General features: G+C 70.6%; 20 protein-coding genes and 1 tRNA gene. 13 read left to right on the plus strand and 8 right to left on the minus strand.

Annotation, left to right across the window (positions count from 1 at the left end; translation table 11 throughout):
- The first annotated feature begins 30 nt into the window (after window positions 1-30).
- A complete protein-coding gene (locus ACGFH9_RS03215; protein WP_393214529.1) occupies window positions 31-786 on the plus strand; it encodes a PASTA domain-containing protein in 756 nt (251 codons plus the stop codon).
- Between the two features lie 7 nt (window positions 787-793).
- Here the strand turns inward: ACGFH9_RS03215 and ACGFH9_RS03220 are convergent, their stop codons facing one another.
- A complete protein-coding gene (locus ACGFH9_RS03220) occupies window positions 794-1,225 on the minus strand; it encodes a hypothetical protein (protein ID WP_393214532.1) in 432 nt (143 codons plus the stop codon).
- Between the two features lie 98 nt (window positions 1,226-1,323).
- The gene (locus tag ACGFH9_RS03225) at window positions 1,324-1,608 is read right to left on the minus strand and encodes a hypothetical protein (protein WP_355242798.1); all 285 of its coding nucleotides are present in this window, start codon (window positions 1,606-1,608) and stop codon (window positions 1,324-1,326) included.
- Window positions 1,609-2,233: 625 nt separating this feature from the next.
- On the opposite strand from ACGFH9_RS03225, the gene ACGFH9_RS03230 reads away from it, so the two are divergent.
- From ACGFH9_RS03230 to ACGFH9_RS03240, 3 genes are all read left to right on the plus strand, one after another.
- The gene (locus tag ACGFH9_RS03230) at window positions 2,234-3,109 is read left to right on the plus strand and encodes a helix-turn-helix transcriptional regulator (protein ID WP_234584497.1); all 876 of its coding nucleotides are present in this window, start codon (window positions 2,234-2,236) and stop codon (window positions 3,107-3,109) included.
- On the plus strand, window positions 3,079-3,300 hold the full coding sequence (locus ACGFH9_RS03235; protein WP_393214537.1) for a DUF397 domain-containing protein: 222 nt from the start codon (window positions 3,079-3,081) through the stop codon (window positions 3,298-3,300). The genes ACGFH9_RS03230 and ACGFH9_RS03235 overlap by 31 nt, the downstream gene beginning before the upstream one ends.
- A gap of 221 nt (window positions 3,301-3,521) precedes the next feature.
- On the plus strand, window positions 3,522-3,923 hold the full coding sequence (locus ACGFH9_RS03240) for a hypothetical protein (protein WP_393214540.1): 402 nt from the start codon (window positions 3,522-3,524) through the stop codon (window positions 3,921-3,923).
- Here the strand turns inward: ACGFH9_RS03240 and ACGFH9_RS03245 are convergent.
- Complete coding sequence (locus tag ACGFH9_RS03245) at window positions 3,891-4,490, minus strand: hypothetical protein (protein ID WP_393214543.1); 600 nt, start codon at window positions 4,488-4,490, stop codon at window positions 3,891-3,893. The two genes, ACGFH9_RS03240 and ACGFH9_RS03245, sit on opposite strands and share 33 nt — an antisense overlap.
- Before the next feature lie 216 nt (window positions 4,491-4,706).
- Here ACGFH9_RS03245 and ACGFH9_RS03250 point away from each other — a divergent pair, with 216 nt between their 5' ends.
- Window positions 4,707-6,263, plus strand: a complete 1,557-nt coding sequence (locus ACGFH9_RS03250; protein ID WP_393214546.1) for a S8 family serine peptidase — start codon at window positions 4,707-4,709, stop codon at window positions 6,261-6,263.
- Window positions 6,264-6,337: 74 nt separating this feature from the next.
- On the opposite strand, the gene ACGFH9_RS03255 is transcribed toward ACGFH9_RS03250, so the two are convergent.
- The 3 genes from ACGFH9_RS03255 to ACGFH9_RS03265 all read right to left on the minus strand — a co-directional run bounded on the left by ACGFH9_RS03255 (window position 6,338) and on the right by ACGFH9_RS03265 (window position 8,407).
- Window positions 6,338-7,144, minus strand: coding sequence for a WecB/TagA/CpsF family glycosyltransferase (locus ACGFH9_RS03255; protein ID WP_355242785.1), 807 nt, complete (start codon window positions 7,142-7,144; stop codon window positions 6,338-6,340).
- A complete protein-coding gene (locus ACGFH9_RS03260) occupies window positions 7,141-8,256 on the minus strand; it encodes an NAD-dependent epimerase/dehydratase family protein (protein ID WP_355242782.1) in 1,116 nt (371 codons plus the stop codon). Before ACGFH9_RS03260 ends, ACGFH9_RS03255 begins: the two co-directional genes overlap by 4 nt.
- 65 nt (window positions 8,257-8,321) lie before the next feature.
- Window positions 8,322-8,407, minus strand: a tRNA-Leu gene (locus ACGFH9_RS03265).
- Between the two features lie 207 nt (window positions 8,408-8,614).
- Between ACGFH9_RS03265 and ACGFH9_RS03270 the strand changes: the two genes are divergently transcribed.
- Genes ACGFH9_RS03270 through ACGFH9_RS03305 form a run of 8 tightly spaced genes read left to right on the plus strand, consistent with a single transcriptional unit; the run spans window position 8,615 to window position 18,319 of the window.
- Window positions 8,615-9,403 carry a DUF3662 and FHA domain-containing protein gene (locus ACGFH9_RS03270; protein ID WP_007454122.1) on the plus strand — a complete coding sequence of 263 codons (789 nt, stop codon included), beginning with the start codon at window positions 8,615-8,617 and terminating at the stop codon, window positions 9,401-9,403.
- A 6-nt stretch (window positions 9,404-9,409) separates the two neighbouring features.
- Window positions 9,410-9,895: an FHA domain-containing protein gene (locus tag ACGFH9_RS03275; RefSeq protein ID WP_007454124.1), complete on the plus strand. Its 486-nt coding sequence runs from the start codon at window positions 9,410-9,412 to the stop codon at window positions 9,893-9,895.
- A complete protein-coding gene (locus ACGFH9_RS03280; protein ID WP_393214552.1) occupies window positions 9,892-11,352 on the plus strand; it encodes a PP2C family protein-serine/threonine phosphatase in 1,461 nt (486 codons plus the stop codon). Before ACGFH9_RS03275 ends, ACGFH9_RS03280 begins: the two co-directional genes overlap by 4 nt.
- A gap of 30 nt (window positions 11,353-11,382) precedes the next feature.
- Window positions 11,383-12,873 carry an FtsW/RodA/SpoVE family cell cycle protein gene (locus ACGFH9_RS03285; RefSeq protein WP_393214554.1) on the plus strand — a complete coding sequence of 497 codons (1,491 nt, stop codon included), beginning with the start codon at window positions 11,383-11,385 and terminating at the stop codon, window positions 12,871-12,873.
- On the plus strand, window positions 12,870-14,378 hold the full coding sequence (locus tag ACGFH9_RS03290; RefSeq protein WP_393214557.1) for a peptidoglycan D,D-transpeptidase FtsI family protein: 1,509 nt from the start codon (window positions 12,870-12,872) through the stop codon (window positions 14,376-14,378). The genes ACGFH9_RS03285 and ACGFH9_RS03290 overlap by 4 nt, the downstream gene beginning before the upstream one ends.
- 1 nt (window position 14,379) lies before the next feature.
- Entirely contained in the window at window positions 14,380-15,783 is a 1,404-nt protein-coding gene (locus tag ACGFH9_RS03295) for a protein kinase (protein ID WP_393214560.1), read from the plus strand.
- Window positions 15,780-17,597 carry a Stk1 family PASTA domain-containing Ser/Thr kinase gene (pknB, locus tag ACGFH9_RS03300; protein ID WP_393214563.1) on the plus strand — a complete coding sequence of 606 codons (1,818 nt, stop codon included), beginning with the start codon at window positions 15,780-15,782 and terminating at the stop codon, window positions 17,595-17,597. Before ACGFH9_RS03295 ends, pknB begins: the two co-directional genes overlap by 4 nt.
- Window positions 17,598-17,611: 14 nt before the next feature.
- Window positions 17,612-18,319: a vancomycin high temperature exclusion protein gene (locus ACGFH9_RS03305; RefSeq protein WP_393214566.1), complete on the plus strand. Its 708-nt coding sequence runs from the start codon at window positions 17,612-17,614 to the stop codon at window positions 18,317-18,319.
- Between the two features lie 17 nt (window positions 18,320-18,336).
- Here the strand turns inward: ACGFH9_RS03305 and ACGFH9_RS03310 are convergent, their stop codons facing one another.
- Together ACGFH9_RS03310 and ACGFH9_RS03315 are read right to left on the minus strand one after the other, a co-directional pair.
- Entirely contained in the window at window positions 18,337-18,987 is a 651-nt protein-coding gene (locus ACGFH9_RS03310) for an aminodeoxychorismate/anthranilate synthase component II (protein ID WP_393214569.1), read from the minus strand.
- 2 nt (window positions 18,988-18,989) lie between these two features.
- Complete coding sequence (locus tag ACGFH9_RS03315; protein ID WP_355242757.1) at window positions 18,990-19,283, minus strand: hypothetical protein; 294 nt, start codon at window positions 19,281-19,283, stop codon at window positions 18,990-18,992.
- Window position 19,284: the final 1 nt, after the last annotated feature.

The raw sequence follows: 19,284 nt of genomic DNA on the forward strand, positions 1-19,284 counted from the left end.
GGCGCCCGCCCGGTTCGGGAAGGACGTGCCATGAGCGACGACCGCCAGGAGCCGCCCGCCGGTACACCCGACGACGACCGGACCCGCCCTCTGCCGCCAGCCGGCGGCCGCCCGCAGCAGCCGGAACCCAGCGCGTCGCCGGACGAGACGATGCCGATCGACCGAGCCGCGTCGGCGAGTGACCGGACCGCACGGATGCCGGTGGAGCGGTCGATGCCGCCGGCGTGGTCTGGGCGGGCCGAGGTACGAGCGCCTCGCCCGGCCGAACCGTCGGCGGACTGGTACGTGGAGGAGCAGGGCGGCCGGCGGTGGTGGCTGCCGATCCTCTGGGGCGTACTCGCGTTGTTGCTCGCCGCCCTGCTCGGTACGGCCCTGTGGGTGGTGCTGAGCACGCGGGAGGACGACCCCGACGGCCCGGCCACGCCGTCTGTCCCGCCGGCCAGCGTCACGGCGCCGCCGAGCAGCAGCGCTCCGACGTCGGCGGCGCCCAGCAGCGCGTCGCCGAGCAGCCCGGCGGCCACCACCGAGGAGGCGCAGGTACCGGTGCCGCCGCTCACCGGGCTTGGACAGTCGACCGCCGAGGGGCTGCTGGAACGGCTGGGCCTGAGCTACCGGGTGGTGTACCGCCCGTCCGAACTGCCGCCCGGGACCGTGGTGCGGACCGATCCGGCTGCCGGCACCCTGGTGGGGACCGACGAGGAGGTGCAGGTGGTGGTCTCCCAGGCCCGGCCCTCGACGGAGGTCAGCCAGACCAGCCGGAGCCCAACGGCGACGACCACGCCGTGACCGACGCTCACCACATCCGCCGGCGGGTGCCGACGAGGCCGAGGCCGGCGAGCGAGATGGTGAGGCCGAAGATCCCGGACCAGAAGAGCGAGCGGCGTACGTCGGTGGCGGCGTGCCCGGTCGGCGTCGGCGCGGCGAGATCCTGGCGGCCATCGGCCTGACCGCCAGCGCCGGTACCGGCGGCCGGGCCGGTCGCCTCGACGTACCCGTCGGTGGTGTCGGCGCCGATCCCACCGTAGTCGTCGGCCGGTGGGTCGGACCTGACCACGGTGATCTCTGGTGCCGGCACCGGAACGGCCAGCCGGGTGGAGGACGACGCCGGATCGCGGACCAGGACCACGGCGGTGGTCACGGCTCCGAGGAGGGCGAGCAGTCCGAGAGCGTAGGTGATACTCCAGCGGTGGTGCCGCCGCACGGCGGGCTGATTGACCATGACCATCCCAGGCTCAGGGTCCTGGACGTGCGGGTGGAACGGTGCCGGGGTGGGCGTACCGATTCTATGGCGACGGCACGCCTACCCGCGGCGGATCGCGCTGGTCAGCCGACTCGGACCGGCGTACGGGCAACGGGTCGACGGGTCCGTACGGTGTGCGGGCGGGGCACGGGTGCGGCCTGCACCTGTTGCAGCCCTTCCCGCTGCACGAAGATCGACCGTCGGTTGACGGCGTCGCCTGCGGCGTTGAGTTCGTAGCCGTCGAGCCAGAGCCAACCGTCGTACGTCGGCCAGTCGAGCACCCGGATCACCCGGAACATGATCGGTCTGAGGAACTGGACACTCGCCGCGCGAGTCACGTGCAGAACGTCACCGGAGCGGGGAAGCACATGGGCTCCTGGGGAGGGTAAGCCGGCGGGGTGCCGGCGGGTGACTGGTCTGGGATGATCTCGGCCCGGTGACGGGATCGCGCCTCGTGGACCGGATGGTGCTGGTGGTGGTCGGGCCGTACCCGCTGGTGGCGTGCCGCCACCCGACCATCACCTGACTGCTGCCGGGAACCGCGCCCACCGCCGCAGTCAACTGGCTTGCAGCGGTGGGGTCATTACCCCGGCGCAGGTCCGGGTGTCGCTGGCCGGGCCCGCGTCCCGTCCGGCTGTCCGGGGTCGGTGGGGTCACCACGCCCAGAGAGCGGACCGAAACGCTGAGTGATCCGAGCCATACGGACAGAGTGCATCAGTGACGTGCTTCATGCAAGTTGCACGTCGACTTTTGCCGATACGTGAGTTCGCCACGCAAAGCGGCGCTTGAAGCCATCCGCGTACGGACGGCACACTGAGGGCCGGTTTCGCCCGTCGCGGCCGGCCGATGACCGGCACCACCCCTCGTCGCGAACGCTCGCCGGTCGACGGTCGCGCCCCCGGCAGGCGGCAACCAGTGGCGCGGCGACCGGAGGTAGCCCGAGAGTGGGGTCGAGCAACCAGCGGCGAGGACCAGAAGTGCCGAGGCCGCGCGATGAGTGAACGGCGCAGCCCGACGATCCGACGGCGACGGCTCGGCGCGGAGTTGCGCCGGCAGCGGGAGTCGGCCGGGATCACCATAGAAGTGGTGGCCGAGCAGTTGGAGTGCTCGGCGTCCAAGGTCTCCCGGATCGAGACGGGACACACCACGGCCACCCCGCGCGACGTGCGGGACATGCTGCGGATCTACGGCGTGGTCGGTGCCGAGAGCGACGAGCTCGTGCAGATCGCCCGCGAGGCGCGGCAGAAGGGTTGGTGGCACCCGTACAGCACGGTGCTGGTCGGGGCGTACGTCGGGCTGGAGGCTGCGGCCAGCTCCATCCGGGCGTACGAACAGCAGGTCGTCCCCGGCCTGTTGGAGACCGAGGAGTACGCCGGTGCGATGATCCGCGCCGCCCGTCCGGACTTCACCGCCGATCAGGTACATCAAAGAGTGCGTGTCCGTCTCGGCCGTCAGTCGTTATTGACCCAGGACGATCCGGTCGATCTGTGGGTGGTGCTCGATGAGGCGGTGGTAAGTCGGCCGGTGGGCGGGGACGAGGTGATGCGCGGCCAACTCAGGCGGTTGGTCGAGGTGGCCGAGTTGCCGAACGTGACGCTCCAGATCCTCCCCTTCGAGGTGGGTGCGCACGCCGGCATGGACGGCACCTTCACGATCCTCAGCTTCCCCGAGCCCGGTGATCCGGATGTTGTGTACGCGGAGAACGCCACGGGTGGGCTTTTCCTCGAGAAGAGCGACGAACTGCAGAAGTACAGCTTCATCTTCGATCACATCCGCGCTGCGGCCATTCGTCCGGAGGAGTCCGTCGCACACATCGCAAAACTGGCAGAGGAGCCGAAATGGCGACCAAGAGGTTCCCCGTGGACCTGACGCAGGCGACGTGGTTCAAGAGCTCGAAGAGCGGGCCGAACTGCGACAACTGCGTAGAGGTGGCGTACGTGACCGGGGCAGTCGGCGTACGGGATTCGAAGGACAAGGCCGGCCCGGCCCTGGTCTTCGCTCCCAGTGACTGGCGGGCCTTCGTCGCCGGAGCCAGGGGTGGTGTGTTGGGCTCGGCCTGACCGAGTGGTCGATGAAGGTCCCCGTCCGGTCCGCGACCGGGCGGGGACCTTCCGTGTCCGCGCTTCGGCAAGCCGGGAGCGGCGACCGGGACGGCCGGGCGTGACGAGGTTCCGCCGGGATTCCCGTCGCCACAACGGGCCCGCCTCGTTGAACCCGTCGGTACGGCGTTGGTCGATGACGCGCCGCACCGATTCGCACCCGAGCGAGGTAGGCGAGACGGATGACGACGATCGGATCAGAGAACCTCACCAACGGTCCGGCCAAGCCGGAGCGGTTCGGTGGCAAGTACCGCGGGGCGCGCCGGGACACCGTACTGACCGAGGTGATCTCGGCCGACCAGGAGTTGGACGGGCGGGAGGTGTCGGATGCGGAGCCGATGGATCCGCCGCTCTCGCTGCCGTCGCTGGACCCCAACCCGCTGGTCGAGCCGTCGTTCCCGCCGGACGGCTGGCCGATCGAGCCCACCAGCTCGCTGGCCGACCACCCACTGCTGCGTGGCCTGCTGATGGAGTTGCCGCCGAAGGGCAGCGTGCCGCCGCCCGGCTGGCTGGATCGCTGGTTCGAGGCGACCCGGGCGATCCTGGAACTCCTATACGTGCAGGGGGCCGGCCGCTCGCGCTGACCGCGCGGCCGTGGGCTGCGCCCGCTCGATGAGCCGACTGTGTCGCAGCGCGTGCCGGACACCGATGACGGCTACCGCGAGTGCTCCGACGGTGATCGCCGGGCCGGTCACCCCGGGCTCGGCGCCGAGGTCCGCACCGGCTGCCCCGATCACGGCCGGCAGCGTCGCCAGGGCGGTGACCTGCAACGGCAGCCCGACGAGCGGGTGGGCCGCAGCGGCACGCAGCCCGTGCGGGGCGGGCGTACCGGGTGCGGTGTAGAACGCGCCGGCCCCGGCCCGCAGCCGGCGGATCCGCCGTACGGAGCAGAGGGCCACCACGAGCGCCGGGCCGGTGGCGAGGGTGAGCCCCGCGGCGGCCCGGTCGATCGGCGCGGTGCCGGCGCTCGACATGCCGCCGATGGACACCGCCGCGAGCAGCGCCACGCCGGCCAGCGCGAGCGCCAGCAACCATCCGGTACGCCGACGGAGCGCACGCGCGTCCCGCAGCCGGGGCAGTCGGTCGGCCAGGACTCCGGCGGCCAGCCAGACGGCGGCGACCGGCAACAGGATGGTGAGCTGACTCTCCATGTCGGAGAGTCTTTCCCGTTCGGGAACGCAGCGAATCCGGGGCGGACCCCCGCTGTCCCCGGAAGCCCGGCCCGTAGGGGGCATCCCATCCGGGTGATGGACGTTTCGGCATGTTTATCTGCCCGACCCCATTGACCTACCCTCACCTAGATCGGCAATTGTCGATCAGTGGTACCGGCGTTCGCGTCTCGACGCCGGTCGGAGGGAGGTAGGGAGATGGGTCTTCCACGCAGGTCCGCACTGGTCGGGGTGGCCACCGCGACCGTGCTGGCCGTCGGTGCCCCGGCTCTGGCCGCCGAGCCCGTCGGCGTCGTACGGGAGGCTGGTGGGGCAACCGCCGTACCGGACAGCTACATCGTCGTCCTCAAGGACACCGCCGTGGCACCGAACCGGGTCGGCGACACCGCGCAACGGTTGACCAGCCGACACGGCGGAAAGATCGCCCGCACCTACGGCACGGCGCTGCGAGGCTTCGAGGTCACCGTCAGCGCGGCCGCGGCCGCACGGATCGCCGCCGACCCGGCCGTCGCGTACGTGGAGCAGAACCACACCGTGTCGATCTCCGGTACGCAGGCCAACCCGCCGTCCTGGGGCCTGGACCGCATCGACCAGCGCAACCTTCCGCTGGACAGCTCCTACACCTACCCGAACACGGCGAGCAACGTGCACGCCTACATCATCGACACAGGCATCCACTTCTCCCACAACGACTTCGGCGGCCGGGCCACCTCCGGCTACGACGCCGTGGACGGCGGGTCGGCGGACGACTGCAACGGGCACGGCACGCACGTCGCCGGCACCGTGGGCGGCTCGACGTACGGGGTGGCCAAGGGCGTCCAGTTGGTCGGCGTACGCGTGCTGAACTGCTCCGGCAGCGGGACCAACGCCGGTGTGATCGCCGGCGTCGACTGGGTCACCCAGAACGCGATCAAGCCGGCCGTGGCGAACATGAGCCTCGGCGGCGGGGCGAACAGCTCGCTGGACACCGCCGTCCGCAACTCGATCGCCTCCGGCGTGACCTACGGCCTCGCGGCCGGCAACGACAACGGCGCGAACGCCTGCAACGTCTCGCCGGCGCGCACCACGGAGGCGATCACGGTCGGCTCGACGACCAGCTCCGACGCCCGCTCGTCGTTCTCCAACATCGGCACCTGCCTGGACATCTTCGCGCCCGGCTCGTCGATCACCTCGTCCTGGTACACGAGCAACACCGCGACCAACACGATCAGCGGCACCTCGATGGCCACGCCGCACGTGGTCGGGGCGGCGGCCCTGGTGGCGAGCGCCAACCCGAGCTGGACCCCGGCCCAGGTGCGCAACCAGTTGGTGTCCAACGCCACGCCGAACGTGATCACCAATGCCGGCTCGGGCTCACCGAACCTGCTGCTCTACGTGGGTAGTGGCGGGACCACTCCGCCCCCCACCGGCTGCACCGGCACCAACGGCGCCGCCCTGACGATCCCGGACGCCGGCGCTGCGATCACCAGCCAGATCACCATCTCCGGCTGCGGCCGGAACGCCTCGTCGGCCTCCACCGTGGCGGTCAACATCGTCCACACCTACCGGGGTGACCTGGTGATCGACCTGCTCGCTCCAGACGGCAGCTCGTACCGGCTGAAGAACAGCAGCACCTCGGACAGCGCCGACAACGTGAACACCACGTACTCGGTCAACCTGTCCGGCGAAGCCGCCGACGGCACCTGGCGACTCCAGGTGCGCGACGTCTACTCGGCGGACACCGGCTACCTCAGCAGCTGGACCCTGACCGTCTGACCTGTTCCCCACCCAGGGACGAGGCCCCACCCGGAAGATCCCGGGTGGGGCCTCGTGTCGTACCAGATCGGTTGTCAGACCGCGAAGGTCGCCGGCCGCTCGGTGGCCGGGGCCGGCGGGCGGGCCTTCCACAGACCGGTCTTCTGGCCGGCGAGCCGGGTCAGGTAGGCCGGGTTGAGGATCACGTAGCGGCGCCAGAGCCGCTTCGGCTCCAGACCGAGCCGCCAGAACCACTCCAGGCCGGCGCGCTGCATCCACGACGGAGGCTGGCGCAACAGCCCGGCGTGATAGTCGAACGCCGCGCCGACCGCCATCATCGGCATGTCCAGCAGCGGGCGCATCGCGTACGTGAAGACCTCCTGGCGCGGGCAGCCGAGCCCGACCAGGACGAGCCGGGCCCCGCTGGACCGGATCCGGTCGGCGATCTCGGCGTCCTCGCCCGGCTGGACCGCGCGGAACTTGGACGGCTCCACACCGGCGATCTTCAGAGCCGGGAACATCCGCTCCAACGCCGGGATCAGCTTGGCCAACGTCTCCTCGGTCGAGCCGTACAGGTAGACGGGCAGCCCCTCGTCCGCGAAGCGGGCGAGCACGTGCAGGGTCAGCGTCGGCCCGTAGACCCGGTCGGTGAGCCCGGCGTGGTGCAGCAGGTTGAGCGCCCAGCGCACCGGCTGTCCGTCCGGGGTGACCACGTCGAAGGAGTTCAGCCGGGCGTTGTGCGCCGGATCGAGCACCCCGGTCATCACACCGTGCACGGCCAGCGCGGTCAACGCGAGGGGCCGTCGCTCGTGCGCCGCCGCCACCACGGCGTCCGTCGCCGAGGCGTAGTCGGTGGCGTCGACGAGGACACCGAGAACGTTGCGTTTGGTCTGGCGAGTCATGCCTGCGGCACCCACTTGTCCACGTTGGCCTCGTAGATCTCCCGCAGGATCATCGGCACGTCGTACGTGATCTTCCAGTCCGGGTACTGCGCCTCGAACCGGGCCATGCTGCTCACGTACCACTGGTGGTCGCCGGTGCGGTTCTGCTCGACGTAGTTGATCTGCGCCTCGCGGCCGGTGATCTCCTCCGCGATCCGGAAGGCCTCGATGTGCGAGGTGTTGGAGTGCCGACCGCCGCCCAGGTTGTAGACCTCGGCCGAACGGGGCGCCCGGAAGAACGCCTCGAACGCGGTCAGCACGTCGTGCGAGTGGATCGCGTCGCGGACCATCTTGCCCTTGTAGCCGAACAGGTTGTAAGTCCGACCCTCCATCACGCAGCGCATCAGGTACGCCAGGAACCCGTGCAGCTCCGCGGCCGAGTGGGCCGGGCCGGTCAGGGTGCCGCCCCGGAAACAGGCGGTCTTCATGTCGAAGTAGCGGCCGTACTCCTGCACCATCACGTCCGCGGCCACCTTCGAGGCGCCGAAGACCGAGTGCAGCGAGTGGTCGATCGACATCTCCTCGGTGATGCCCTGGTACCAGCGGTGGTCCTCGGGCAGCTCGTACCGGGTCTCCAGCTCCAGCAGCGGCAGGCTGTTGGGCCGGTCGCCGTACACCTTGTTGGTGGAGCAGTGGATGAACGGCGCGTCGATCGCGTGCCGACGGGTGTTCTCCAGGATGTTGAGGGTGCCACCGGCGTTCACGTCGAAGTCCGTGTACGGCTCCTTGGCCGCCCAGTCGTGGCTCGGCTGGGCCGCGCTGTGGATCACCACAGCGATGTCCGAGCCGTACTTTTTGAACACCTGCTCCAGGCCGTCCCGGTCCCGGATGTCCACCGCGAAGTGGGTGTACGAGTTACCGAGGTCACGGCCGAGCCGCTCCAGGCTCCACGAGGTGGAGCCGTCCTCACCGAAGAAGTACCGGCGCATGTCGTTGTCGATGCCGACGACGTCCAGACCGAGGCCGGCGAAGTGCCGGACCGCCTCGGAGCCGATCAGACCGCCCGACCCGGTCACCAACGCGACACTCACACGCCACTCCTGGTCCATCGGAGGCAGAAACCATCGGAGCATAGCGTGACGCCCGGCACGCCCCGATATGACGGAAGGGCCCCGCATCAAGCGGAGCCCTCGTCTTTTGGTGGGGATGGGGGGAGTTGAACCCCCACGCCCTTTCGGGCACACGGACCTGAACCGTGCGCGTCTGCCATTCCGCCACATCCCCGTGGCACGACCCGGAACACTGTAGCCGCCCCGGACCCACTGTCTCCAACAGGCCCCGGGAATACTACGCTGTCCCAGATGCTCGCCACGAGCGGTTACCGTTCGTGGCGGACGAAAGATTAGCACGGCTGTCCCGGTCCTTCCGAACGGGCCGGGAGCAGGCGGCCGAGCGGCGTGTGAGCTGCGCGCGCGCCGGCCGGATACCATCATGTCCTCGGGACCCGAGGAGGAGCCGGTGAGCGTGCTGCAACGCTTCGAGAAGCGTCTGGAAGGCCTGGTCGAAGGGGCTTTCGCCAAGGTCTTCAAAGGGGTGGTCCACCCCGTGGAGATCCTCAACGCCATGCAGCGGGAGGCCGAGGCGCACAAGGCGATCCTGGCCGGTGGGCGCACGTTGGTGCCCAACCGCTACGTGATCGATCTCTCGCCGTTCGACCACAGTCGTCTGGCGCCGTACGCCGCCGCGCTGGCCCAGGAGTTGGCCCAGTCGCAGGCGGAGTTCATCGGCGAGCAGGCCTGGACGGTCTACGGCGACGTGATCGTGGAGATCGAGCGGGGCGAGGGCCTCGACACGGGAATGTTCCGGGTCACCGCCGAGGTCTACACCGGTGGCGAGGTCGCCCCGGTGTCGGCGCCCGGCTACGACGCCGGTCCGCCCGCGTACCCCGCGTACGACCAGGGTGGCGGCTACGGTCCGCCGCCCGGGCACGGTGGCGGTCGCAACGTGCGGCTGGTCTCCGGTGACGGACGCACCTACCCCCTCCAGATGGGGTCGACGGTGATCGGTCGCGGTGACCAGGCGAACCTGCGCCTGCCCGACGTCGGTATCTCCCGGCGACACGCCCGACTGGATTTCGACGGCGGCCAGGTTGTGCTGACCGATCTGGGCTCCACCAACGGCACCATGGTCAACGGGCAGCGGGTCTCCGCGGTCGCCCTGAACCCCGGTGACATGGTCCAGCTCGGCACCACGACGCTGACCTTCCGCGTGGACGGCTGAGCCGCCTTGCCGGCACTTGTCATCACCGTCGCCCGGTTCGGGTTCCTGATCCTGCTGTGGATCTTCGTATTCACGGTGGTCGGCGTGATCCGTCGGGATCTCTTCGCGGGAGCCCGGTCCGGTCGCCTGGTGGCGGCACCACGCGCGGTTGGCGCCTCGACGGGGCAGGCGGCCAAACCGGCGAAGGTGAAGCGGGGCAGGGCGGCCCACCAACTGGTGGTCACCGCCGGTCAACTGGCCGGCACCCGCATCACCCTGGGCGAAGCGCAGATCACCATTGGTCGGGCCGAGGACTCCACCCTGGTCATCACCGACGACTACGCCTCCGCACGGCACGCGCGACTCGTGCCACGCGAGGGCCAGTGGTTCGTCGAGGATCTCGGCTCGACTAACGGCACGTACCTAGATCGCGCTAAGGTCACCGGACCAACCCCCGTACCCCTCGGCGTGCCGATCCGGATCGGCCGCACTTCCCTCGAATTACGGCCATGACTCTGACCCTGCGCTATGCGGCCCACAGCGACCGCGGTCTGATCCGTGACGGCAATCAAGACTCCGTCTACGCCGGGCCGCGGCTACTCGCCGTTGCCGACGGCATGGGCGGCATGGCCGCCGGTGACGTCGCCAGCAACATCGTCATCGGTGCCATGGCGCCGCTCGACGAGGATGTCCCAGGGGACGCCCTCGTCGACGCGTTGCGTTCGGCCGTCGGCACCGCCAACCAACAACTCCGCGACACGGTGGACGCCAACCCGCAGTTGGAGGGGATGGGCACCACGCTGACGGCGACCCTCTTCTCCGGCAGCAAGCTGGGGATGGTCCACATCGGCGACTCGCGGGCCTATCTCCTGCGCGACGGTGAGTTCGCCCAGATCACCAAGGACGACACGTACGTCCAGATGCTGGTCGACGAGGGCCGGATCAGCGCCGAGGAGGCCAGCAGCCACCCGCAGAGGTCGCTGCTGACCCGCGCGCTGGACGGCCGGGACATCGACCCGGAGTACTCGGTGCGTCAGGTGCTCCCCGGTGACCGGTACCTGATCTGTAGCGACGGCCTCTCCGGCGTGGTGAGCGCCGAGACCATCGGCGAGACCCTGCGGGAGTACACCGATCCGCAGCAGTGCGTCGAGCGGCTGGTGCAGCTCGCGCTGCGCGGCGGCGGCCCGGACAACATCACGGTGATCATCGCCGACGCCACCGACCACGACATCGTCGAGGCCACCCCGATCGTCGGCGGCGCCGCCGCCCGGGATCGCGGCATGGCCACCTCGGCGGACGAATCGACCCCGGCCGCCCGGGCCTCGGCGCTCTCCGCGCCGCGTCCCGCCGTGCCCGAGGAGCCGGCGGCCGCCGACGACGAGCCGGAGCGGCGCAAGCGTCGTCCGGTACGCACCACCGCCATGGCGCTTGCGCTCCTGGTGATCATCGGCGGTGGGCTCTTCGCCGGCTGGACGTACACCCAGCGCCAGTACTACGTGGGTGCCACCGAGGAGGGCCAGGTCGCCGTCTTCCGCGGCATCCAGGGGCAGATCGCCGGGATGGACCTGTCCACGGTGCACCGCACCAGTGGCACCCGCCTGGACGACCTCACCGTCGCCGCCCAGGACACGGTCAAGGTGGGCATCCGGGCCAAGAGTGAACCGGACGCCGAGCGTCAGCTCGCGGAGTTGACCAGCGACACCCCGAGCAACCCCAACCTGAAGCCGCTCTGCACGCCCGACACGGCGGCGCCGACCGGCACGCCCTCGCCCACTCCCCCCGCGAGCCCGACCGTGACGTCCCCGACGCCGGCCACCAGCCCGAGCGCGTCGGTAAACGGGGTCCTCAGCGCGAGCCCGACCATGGCGGCCACCGTACGCGGGACCGATCCGACCACCGCACCCGACGCCACGCCCTCCGACTCGGCACCGCCGGCGCTCGACCCGGCCGGCTGCCGGTCTCCCGAGTGAGTGTCGACTGAGATCCCAAGGACTCCACCCGTGACCGTAGCGGCCACACCGGCATCCTCGCCCGCCACCACGGGCGGGGAGTCCGGCGTACGCCTGGCCCGGTCCCGACGCAACGCCGAGCTGTCCCTGCTGCTGCTGGCCATGGTGCTGGTGGCCGCGTACATGGCGACCGTCGAGGCGAACCTTCTGGACACGGTCACGCCGGATTTCTGGATGCCCGCCGCCGCGCTCGGCGCGGTCTTCCTCGGTCTGCACCTGGTCATCCGGTTCCTCGCCCCGTTCGCCGATCCGGCTCTGCTGCCGGCGGTGGCCCTGCTGAACGGCCTGGGCGTCGGCTTCCTGCGGCGGATCGACCTGGGCGACGCCGCCCCGGTCGACCGGGAGGATCTGGCCACCTTCGCCGGCATCGGCGGGCGGCAGCTCGCCTGGACGCTCGCCGCGGTGATCCTCGCCGCCGGCCTGCTCGCCATCATGCGCGACCACCGTTCGGTCTCCCGGTACGCGTACACCCTGGGGCTCGCCGGCATCGTGCTGGTGATGCTCCCGGCGGTGCTGCCGCGCAGCATGTCCGAGATCAACGGTGCCAAGCTGTGGATCCGGGTCGGCGGTTTCACGCTTCAGCCGGGTGAGTTCGCCAAGCTGGCGCTGCTGGTCTTCTTCGCGTACTACCTCGTGCGCAAGCGTGAGGTGCTCTCGCTGGCCAGCAGGCGGTTCCTCGGTATCGACTTCCCGCGTGGGCGGGATCTCGGCCCGGTGGTCGTGGTCTGGCTGATCAGTCTCCTGGTGCTGGTCTTCGAGAAGGACCTCGGCACCTCGCTGCTGTACTTCGGCATGTTCGTGGTGACCCTCTACATCGCCACCGAACGGGTCAGTTGGCTGCTGATCGGTCTTCTCCTCTTCTTCGGTGGCGCCTATCTCGCGTACGTCCTCGGTTCGACGGTCGGCGGCCCGTTCGCCAACTTCTACCTGCGTGCCGAGATCTGGCTGGACCCGTTCGCCGACCCGACCGACAAGGGCTACCAGCTCGTCCAGGGTCTGCTCGCGCTCGGCACGGGTGGGCTCTTCGGCGCCGGGCCGGGCGGTGGTCAGCCGGACATCCTGCCCGAGGTGCAGAACGACTTCATCTTCGCCGGCATCGGTGAGGAGATCGGCCTCTTCGGTCTCTCCGCGCTGCTGGTGGTCTACCTGCTGATCGTGGAGCGGGGCCTGCGCGCCGCGCTGGCGGTCCGTGACTCGTTCGGCAAGCTGCTCGCCGGCGGTCTCGCCTTCACCCTGGGCCTCCAGGTCTTCGTGATCGTCGGCGGCATCAGTAAGCTCATCCCGCTGACCGGCCAGACCACTCCGTTCCTGTCCGCCGGTGGTTCGTCGCTGATGGCGAACTGGCTGCTCATCGCGGTCCTGTTGCGGGTCTCCGACGGGGCCCGGCGGCCGGTTACCGGCGGCGCCGGCAAGGCGGCCCGGCCCTCGGGCGGTCCGCCCGAGCAGTTGCACGGTGCTCCCACGGAGGTGATCAAGCCGTGAACGCACCCCTGCGCCGTGTCGGCGTCGTCGTCATGGTCCTGTTCGGTCTGCTCTTCGCGAACCTGAACTGGATCCAGGCGTACAAGGCCGACGAGTACCGCACCAGTGACTACAACGGTCGGGTCCAGGTCGCCGACTACAAGCGCAAGCGCGGCAACATCGAGGCCGGCGGCACCGCGTTGGCCACCAGCAAGGAGACCACCGGCAAGCTGAAGTTCCAGCGCACCTACCCGGGCGGCGCCAAGTACGCCCACGTGCTCGGCTACAAGCCGGTCAACCTGGCCGACACCGGCATCGAGCAGTTGGAGAACGACTTCCTGGCCGGCACCAGCGACCAGTTGATCGGCGACCGGTTCAAGGACATGTTCACCGGCGACGAGACCGCCGGCGGCAACGTGCTGCTCACGCTCTCGAAGCGGGCGCAGGACGTGGCGTACGACCAGATGCGCAACAACCAGGTGGATGCGAAGCGGGGCGCGGCGATCGCCATCGACCCGCGTACCGGTGCGGTGCAGGCCCTGGTGTCGATGCCCAGCTTCGACCCGAACCCGCTCGTCAGCCACGACACGGCCGCGGCCGCTGCGGAGATCAACAAGCTGGAGCAGAACCCGGACGGCCCGCTGAAGAACCGCGCCCTCTCCGAGACGCTGCCTCCGGGCTCCACCTTCAAGATCGTCGTTGCCGCGGCGGCGTTGGAGAACGGCGTTACCAAGTCGACCCCGATCCCGGCCGGGTCGAGCTACACGCCGCCCACCTCGGGCACCCCGATCCGTAACGCCGTCCCGTCGATCTGCCCGGAGCCGCAGGTCACCCTCCAGGAGGCGGTCACCGAGTCCTGCAACACGGGCTTCGCGCAGCTCGGCGTGCGGCTCGGCGCGGACAAGGTCAAGGAGAAGGCCCGCCAGTTCGGCTTCGAGCAGGACGACCTGACCGTCGGCCAGCTCGGCGAGGAGGGCGGTCTCCGGACGGCGGCCAGCCGGACCGGCGACATGCTGAACCCGGACGGCGGCACCGACCCGGCCGCACTGGCCCAGTCCTCGATCGGTCAGAACAACGTCCGGATGACCCCGTTGCAGGGCGCGATGATCGCCGGGGCGGTCGCCAACAGCGGCAGCCAGATGCGGCCGTACCTGGTCCGGCAGCTCCTCGCACCGGACCGGACCACCAGCTACTACACCGCGAAGGCACGGGAGCTGCGCCAGCCCGTCGAGCCGCAGGTCGCCTCCGACCTGCGCGACATGATGGTCAGCGTCGTTGCGAAGGGCACCGGCCAGAAGGCGGCGATCAGCGGTTACACGGTCGGCGGCAAGACGGGCACGGCGCAGTCCGCGCCGGACCGCCCCGACCACGGCTGGTTCATCGGCTTCGCCCTGGACAAGAACGGCAACCCGGTCTCGGCCGTGTGCGTCGTACTGGAACAGGCCGGCAGCGGTGGCAGCTCCGAGGCGGCCCGGATCGGTGGCCAGATCATGCGGGCCGCCATCGCCGACCCTGGGGGCCGCTGACATGCTCAGCCCCGGTGTCCAGCTCGGCAACCGCTACCGTCTCGACGAGCGGATCGCCAGCGGCGGCATGGGCGACGTCTGGCGCGGCACCGACCAGGTGCTCGGCCGGACGGTCGCGGTGAAGAGCCTGCTCCCCGCGCTGCTCGACGACCCGGACTTCGCCGAGCGGTTCCGCGGCGAGGCCCGGACGATGGCCACCATCAACCATTCCGGTGTCGTCGACGTCTACGACTTCGGCAACGACCAGCAGATCGCGTTCCTGGTCATGGAGTACGTCGAGGGCGACGCCCTGTCGTCCACGCTGAGCCGGGTCGGCCGGCTCACGCCGGCTCGGACGATGGCCCTCGTCGCGCAGGCTGCGGACGCGCTGCACGCCGCGCACGAGAAGGGCATCGTGCACCGCGACGTGAAGCCGGGCAATCTACTGGTCCGGCCGAACGGCACGCTCGTGCTGACCGACTTCGGCATCGCCCGCTCCGACATCGTCGGGCAGCTCACCGCCGCCGGCTCGGTGCTCGGCACCGCCTCGTACATCTCGCCGGAGCAGGCCACCGGACAGGTGGCCACCCCGGCATCCGACGTGTACGCGCTCGGCGTGGTCGCCTACCAGTGCCTCGCCGGACGGCGGCCGTTCGAGGGCGACAACCCGCTCGACATCGCCATGCGACACGTCCGGGAGACGCCCCGGCCGCTGCCCAACGACATCCCGCCGCAGGTCCGGGCGGTCGTCGAGCGGGCATTGGCCAAGGACCCGGCCGCCCGGTGGCCGAGCGCCGCCGCCCTCGCCGCGGTCGCCCGGCAGCTCAAGGCCGCGTTGTCCCAGCAGGCCCGGGCGGGCGGTCACTCCGCGCCGATCTCCGGGGCACCGTCCTCGCCCGCCGCGCCCGGCCGGGCCCAGGTCCCGCAGGCACAGCAGTTCCGCCCGCCGGGCGCGCCGCACCGACAGCCGCCCGTCGGGCAGCGGCCCACCACGATCGCGCCGGCGCAACCCCGCCCCACGGCTGTCGCGCCGGCCGTACCGCACGCCCGACCGCCGGTCGCCCAGGGTGGCTATCCGCGCGGCGCCGCAGCGGTGCCGCCGGCACAGACCCGGCAGGAACAACCACCGGCGTACGCCAGGCAGGCCGGACCGGCACCCGAGCCCAGCCGTTCCCGGCCCGGGATGGTGCTCCTCGCCATCCTGGTGGCCTTACTGGTCCTGCTCTGCTCCGGCGTGATTTCCTACAACCTGCGCAAGCAGTCGCAGAACGGTGCGTCCGAGGCGCCGGCTTCACAGACCGTGACGTCCGGCGCGCTGCGGCTCGACGGACGCGACGATGCGACCCGGACGTCGTACCGTCGTGAGGGACGATTCCGGCCGGGTGACGGCGGGACGACGACGAGCGAAGGACGACAGACGCGATGACAGCGCAGGCCCGCCTGCTCGGTGGCAGGTACCAGGTCGGCGAGCTGCTCGGCTACGGCGGCATGGCCGAGGTGCACCGCGGTCGCGACCTCCGGCTCGGTCGGGACGTCGCGATCAAGATGCTCCGCACCGACCTCGCCCGGGACGCGACGTTCCAGATGCGCTTCCGCCGGGAGGCACAGAACGCCGCCTCGCTCAACCACCCGGCGATCGTGGCGGTCTACGACACCGGCGAGGAGACCGCTCCGACCGGCGAGACGTTGCCCTTCATCGTCATGGAGTTCGTCAACGGACGGACGTTGAAGGAGGTCCTCGGCGCCGAGGGCCGGTTGCAGCCCCGTCGTGCGTTGGAGATCTGCGCCGACATGTGCGCGGCGTTGGAGTTCAGCCACCGGCACGGCATCATCCACCGGGACATCAAGCCGGGCAACGTCATGCTCACCCAGACCGGCCAGGTCAAGGTGATGGACTTCGGCATCGCCCGGGCGCTGGCCAGTGGCGCGACCACCATGACGCAGACCAGCGCGGTCATCGGCACAGCTCAATATCTGTCACCCGAGCAGGCGCGCGGTGAGGCCGTGGACGCCCGCTCCGACGTGTACGCGGCCGGCTGTGTCCTCTTCGAGCTGGTCTGTGGGCATCCGCCGTTCGTCGGCGACAGCCCGGTCAGCGTCGCGTACCAGCACGTACGGGAGACTCCGCCGACCCCGAGCGACATCAACCCGGACGTGACGCCGGCGGTCGACGCGATCGTGCTGAAGGCGCTCTCCAAGAACCCGCTCAACCGCTACCAGAGCGCCGGCGAGATGCGGGCCGACCTGCTCCGCGCCGCCGCTGGCCGACCCGTGCTGGCCACTCCGGTGCTGCGCGAGGCGGAGACGGTGGCGATGGCCCCGGCCGGGGGCGCTGGCGGCTACCCGACCGCCGCCACCGGATCGCAGACCCGGCAGATCCCGGCGCGTGTCGGCGACCCGCGCCAGCGCAAGGCGTCCTCGTGGCTGATCGCCCTGTTCAGCGCGGTCGGCGTGCTGGCGGTGATCGCTCTGGTCGCCGCGCTGCTGTGGAGTCAGCAGGACAAGGATCTGAAGTCGGTGCCCACCCTCGCCGGCAAGACCCGCGACGCGGCGGTCACCGAGATCCGTAACGCCGGCTTCAACCCGGTGGTGGGCGACCCTGTCCTGGCCAACGACTGCGCGAAGGGCACCGTCGCCAAGCAGGATCCCGCAGCGGGCGCTCGGCTGAAGTCTTCGAGCACGGTGACCGTCCAGATCTGCGACGGCAAGCCCGACGTCAAGATCCCCCCTGCGCTGGTCAACTCGCAGTTCGAGAATGTCAAGCCCCAACTCGAAGCACTGGGGCTGGTCGTCGAGCAGAGGTCGGTCGACAATCCCGCGCAGAAGGGCATCGTCGTCAAGGTCAACCCGCCCTCGGGGACCACCGTCCCCCAGGACAGCAAGGTGACCGTCGACGTCTCGCGCGGCAACGTCAGCAAGGTGCCCAACGTCGTCAACTCCACCAAGGACGAGGCGGCTGCGGAACTCCGCGCGGCGGGGTACGTGGTCTCGTTCCGTGACGGTGACGAGGTGCCCGCCGCCGAGGCCGGCCGGGTCCAGAAGCAGAACCCGAAGGGCGGCACCGAGCTCGCCCAGGGCAAGACGGTGACCATCGACATCGGCATCGCGGAACAGGTCGAGGAGACGCCGACTCCGTCGGGGACGCCGACGCCGACGCCGAGTGGCACGCCTACGCCTGGCGGCGGTGGCGGCTCCGGCCAGCCGATCTTCCCGCCGCCGGTCCGCCTCTCCGGGGAGTAGCGGTCCGCATCGGGGTGCGGGGTCTTGAGGTCTCCACCGGCGACCGTCCACCAGCGGCGGGCCGCTGGCGACGACGGCTGCGGCGCGCGGCGATCCTGGGTGTGGTCGTGGCGGTGCTGAGCAGTCTCCCGTGGTCGTGGACGACGATCGGCGCACGGGGGCACCGCTACGACGCGGAGGAAGCGCCGGCCGCCGACGTCGTGATCGTCCTGGGCACCGCTGCGGCAGCGGACGGGCAGCAACCGAGCGACAGGCTCGTCGGCCGTCTGGACACCGCCGCCGAGCTGGTGCGTACCGGACGGGCGCGGGTGGTGCTCGTCTCCGGCGATGGCGCGGGCACGTCCGGCGATGAGCCGACGGTGATGACGGCGTACCTGACCGAGCGACTCGGTGTCGACCCGCGACGGGTGGTGGCGGACCCGTTCGGCCTGGACACGTACGACAGCTGCGTCCGCGCCCGGGACGTGTACGGCGTCGAGCGCGCGCTGGTCGTGACGCAGTCCTACCACCTGTCCCGGGCGGTGACGCTCTGCCGGCACCTCGGCCTCGACGTCGACGGGGTCGCCGCTCGATGCGACGGATGCGGGTCCGTCATGCTCGCCGGCAAGGCGGTCCGGGACTACCTCGCCAGCGGTAAGGCAGCCTGGGACGCGCTCCGGGACCGGCCACCCGCGGTCCGGTCATCGGTGAGCCCGGCCGTGCGGGATGCCCTGGGAAGCTGACCGGCCGATGCCGATCTCTACGCGTTGGCGAAGGCGGCGAGTCGCCGGGCGTCCACCTCGGCGGCCAGCGCGGGGGCGCGCTCCAGCGCCTCGGTGTGACCGCAACTCGCCAGCCAGTTGGCGAGCATCAGGTGACCACCCTCGGTGAGCACCGACTCCGGGTGGAACTGCACACCCTCGATGGGCAGCGTCCGGTGCCGCATCGCCATCACCACCCCGGAGCCGGTCCAGCCGGTGACCTCCAGCTCGTCGGGCAGCGTCTCGGGGAGTACGGCCAGCGAGTGGTAGCGGGTGGCGGTGAACGGGTCGGGCAGGCCGGCGAGCACACCGACGGAGTGGTGCCGTACCTCGGACGTCTTGCCGTGCAGCAACTCGGGAGCCCGCGTCACGGTTGCCCCGAACGCCTCCCCGATGGCCTGGTGGCCGAGGCAGACGCCGAAGATCGGCAGCTTGCCCGCGTACTCCCGGATGACGTCCAGGCAGATACCGGCCCGGTCCGGGCTGCCCGGCCCGGGTGAGAGCAGGACACCCGTAACGTCGAGCCGGCCGACCTCGGCGACGTCGATCTCGTCGTTGCGGCGTACGTCGCAGTCCACACCGAGCTGGCCCAGGTACTGCACCAGGTTGAAGACGAACGAGTCGTAGTTGTCGATCACCAGGACGCGCATCGTCACCTGCTCGTGGAGGACGGCTCGGGGTTGTTCCGTTCCGTGTCGTACGGCAGGTCGTGCTCGTCGCCGCCCGGGGTCTCCCCGGTCACCGCGTCTCCACCGCCCGGCTCGCCGGGTTCTCCGGGAACGCCGGAGTCCTGGGTGACCTGCACGTCGTCGAAGGGCAGCAGGGGCTCGGCCCACGGGAAGGCAACGTACCAGAGCAGGGCCACCGTGGCGACGGCGAGCAGCACCGAACCGGTGAGCTTGCCGGCCAGTCCGAACGGGAGCTTGCGCCAGATGAACGCGTACATC

Source organism: Micromonospora sp. NPDC049102, assembly GCF_043197485.1.
Classification (GTDB): Bacteria; Actinomycetota; Actinomycetes; order Mycobacteriales; family Micromonosporaceae; genus Micromonospora.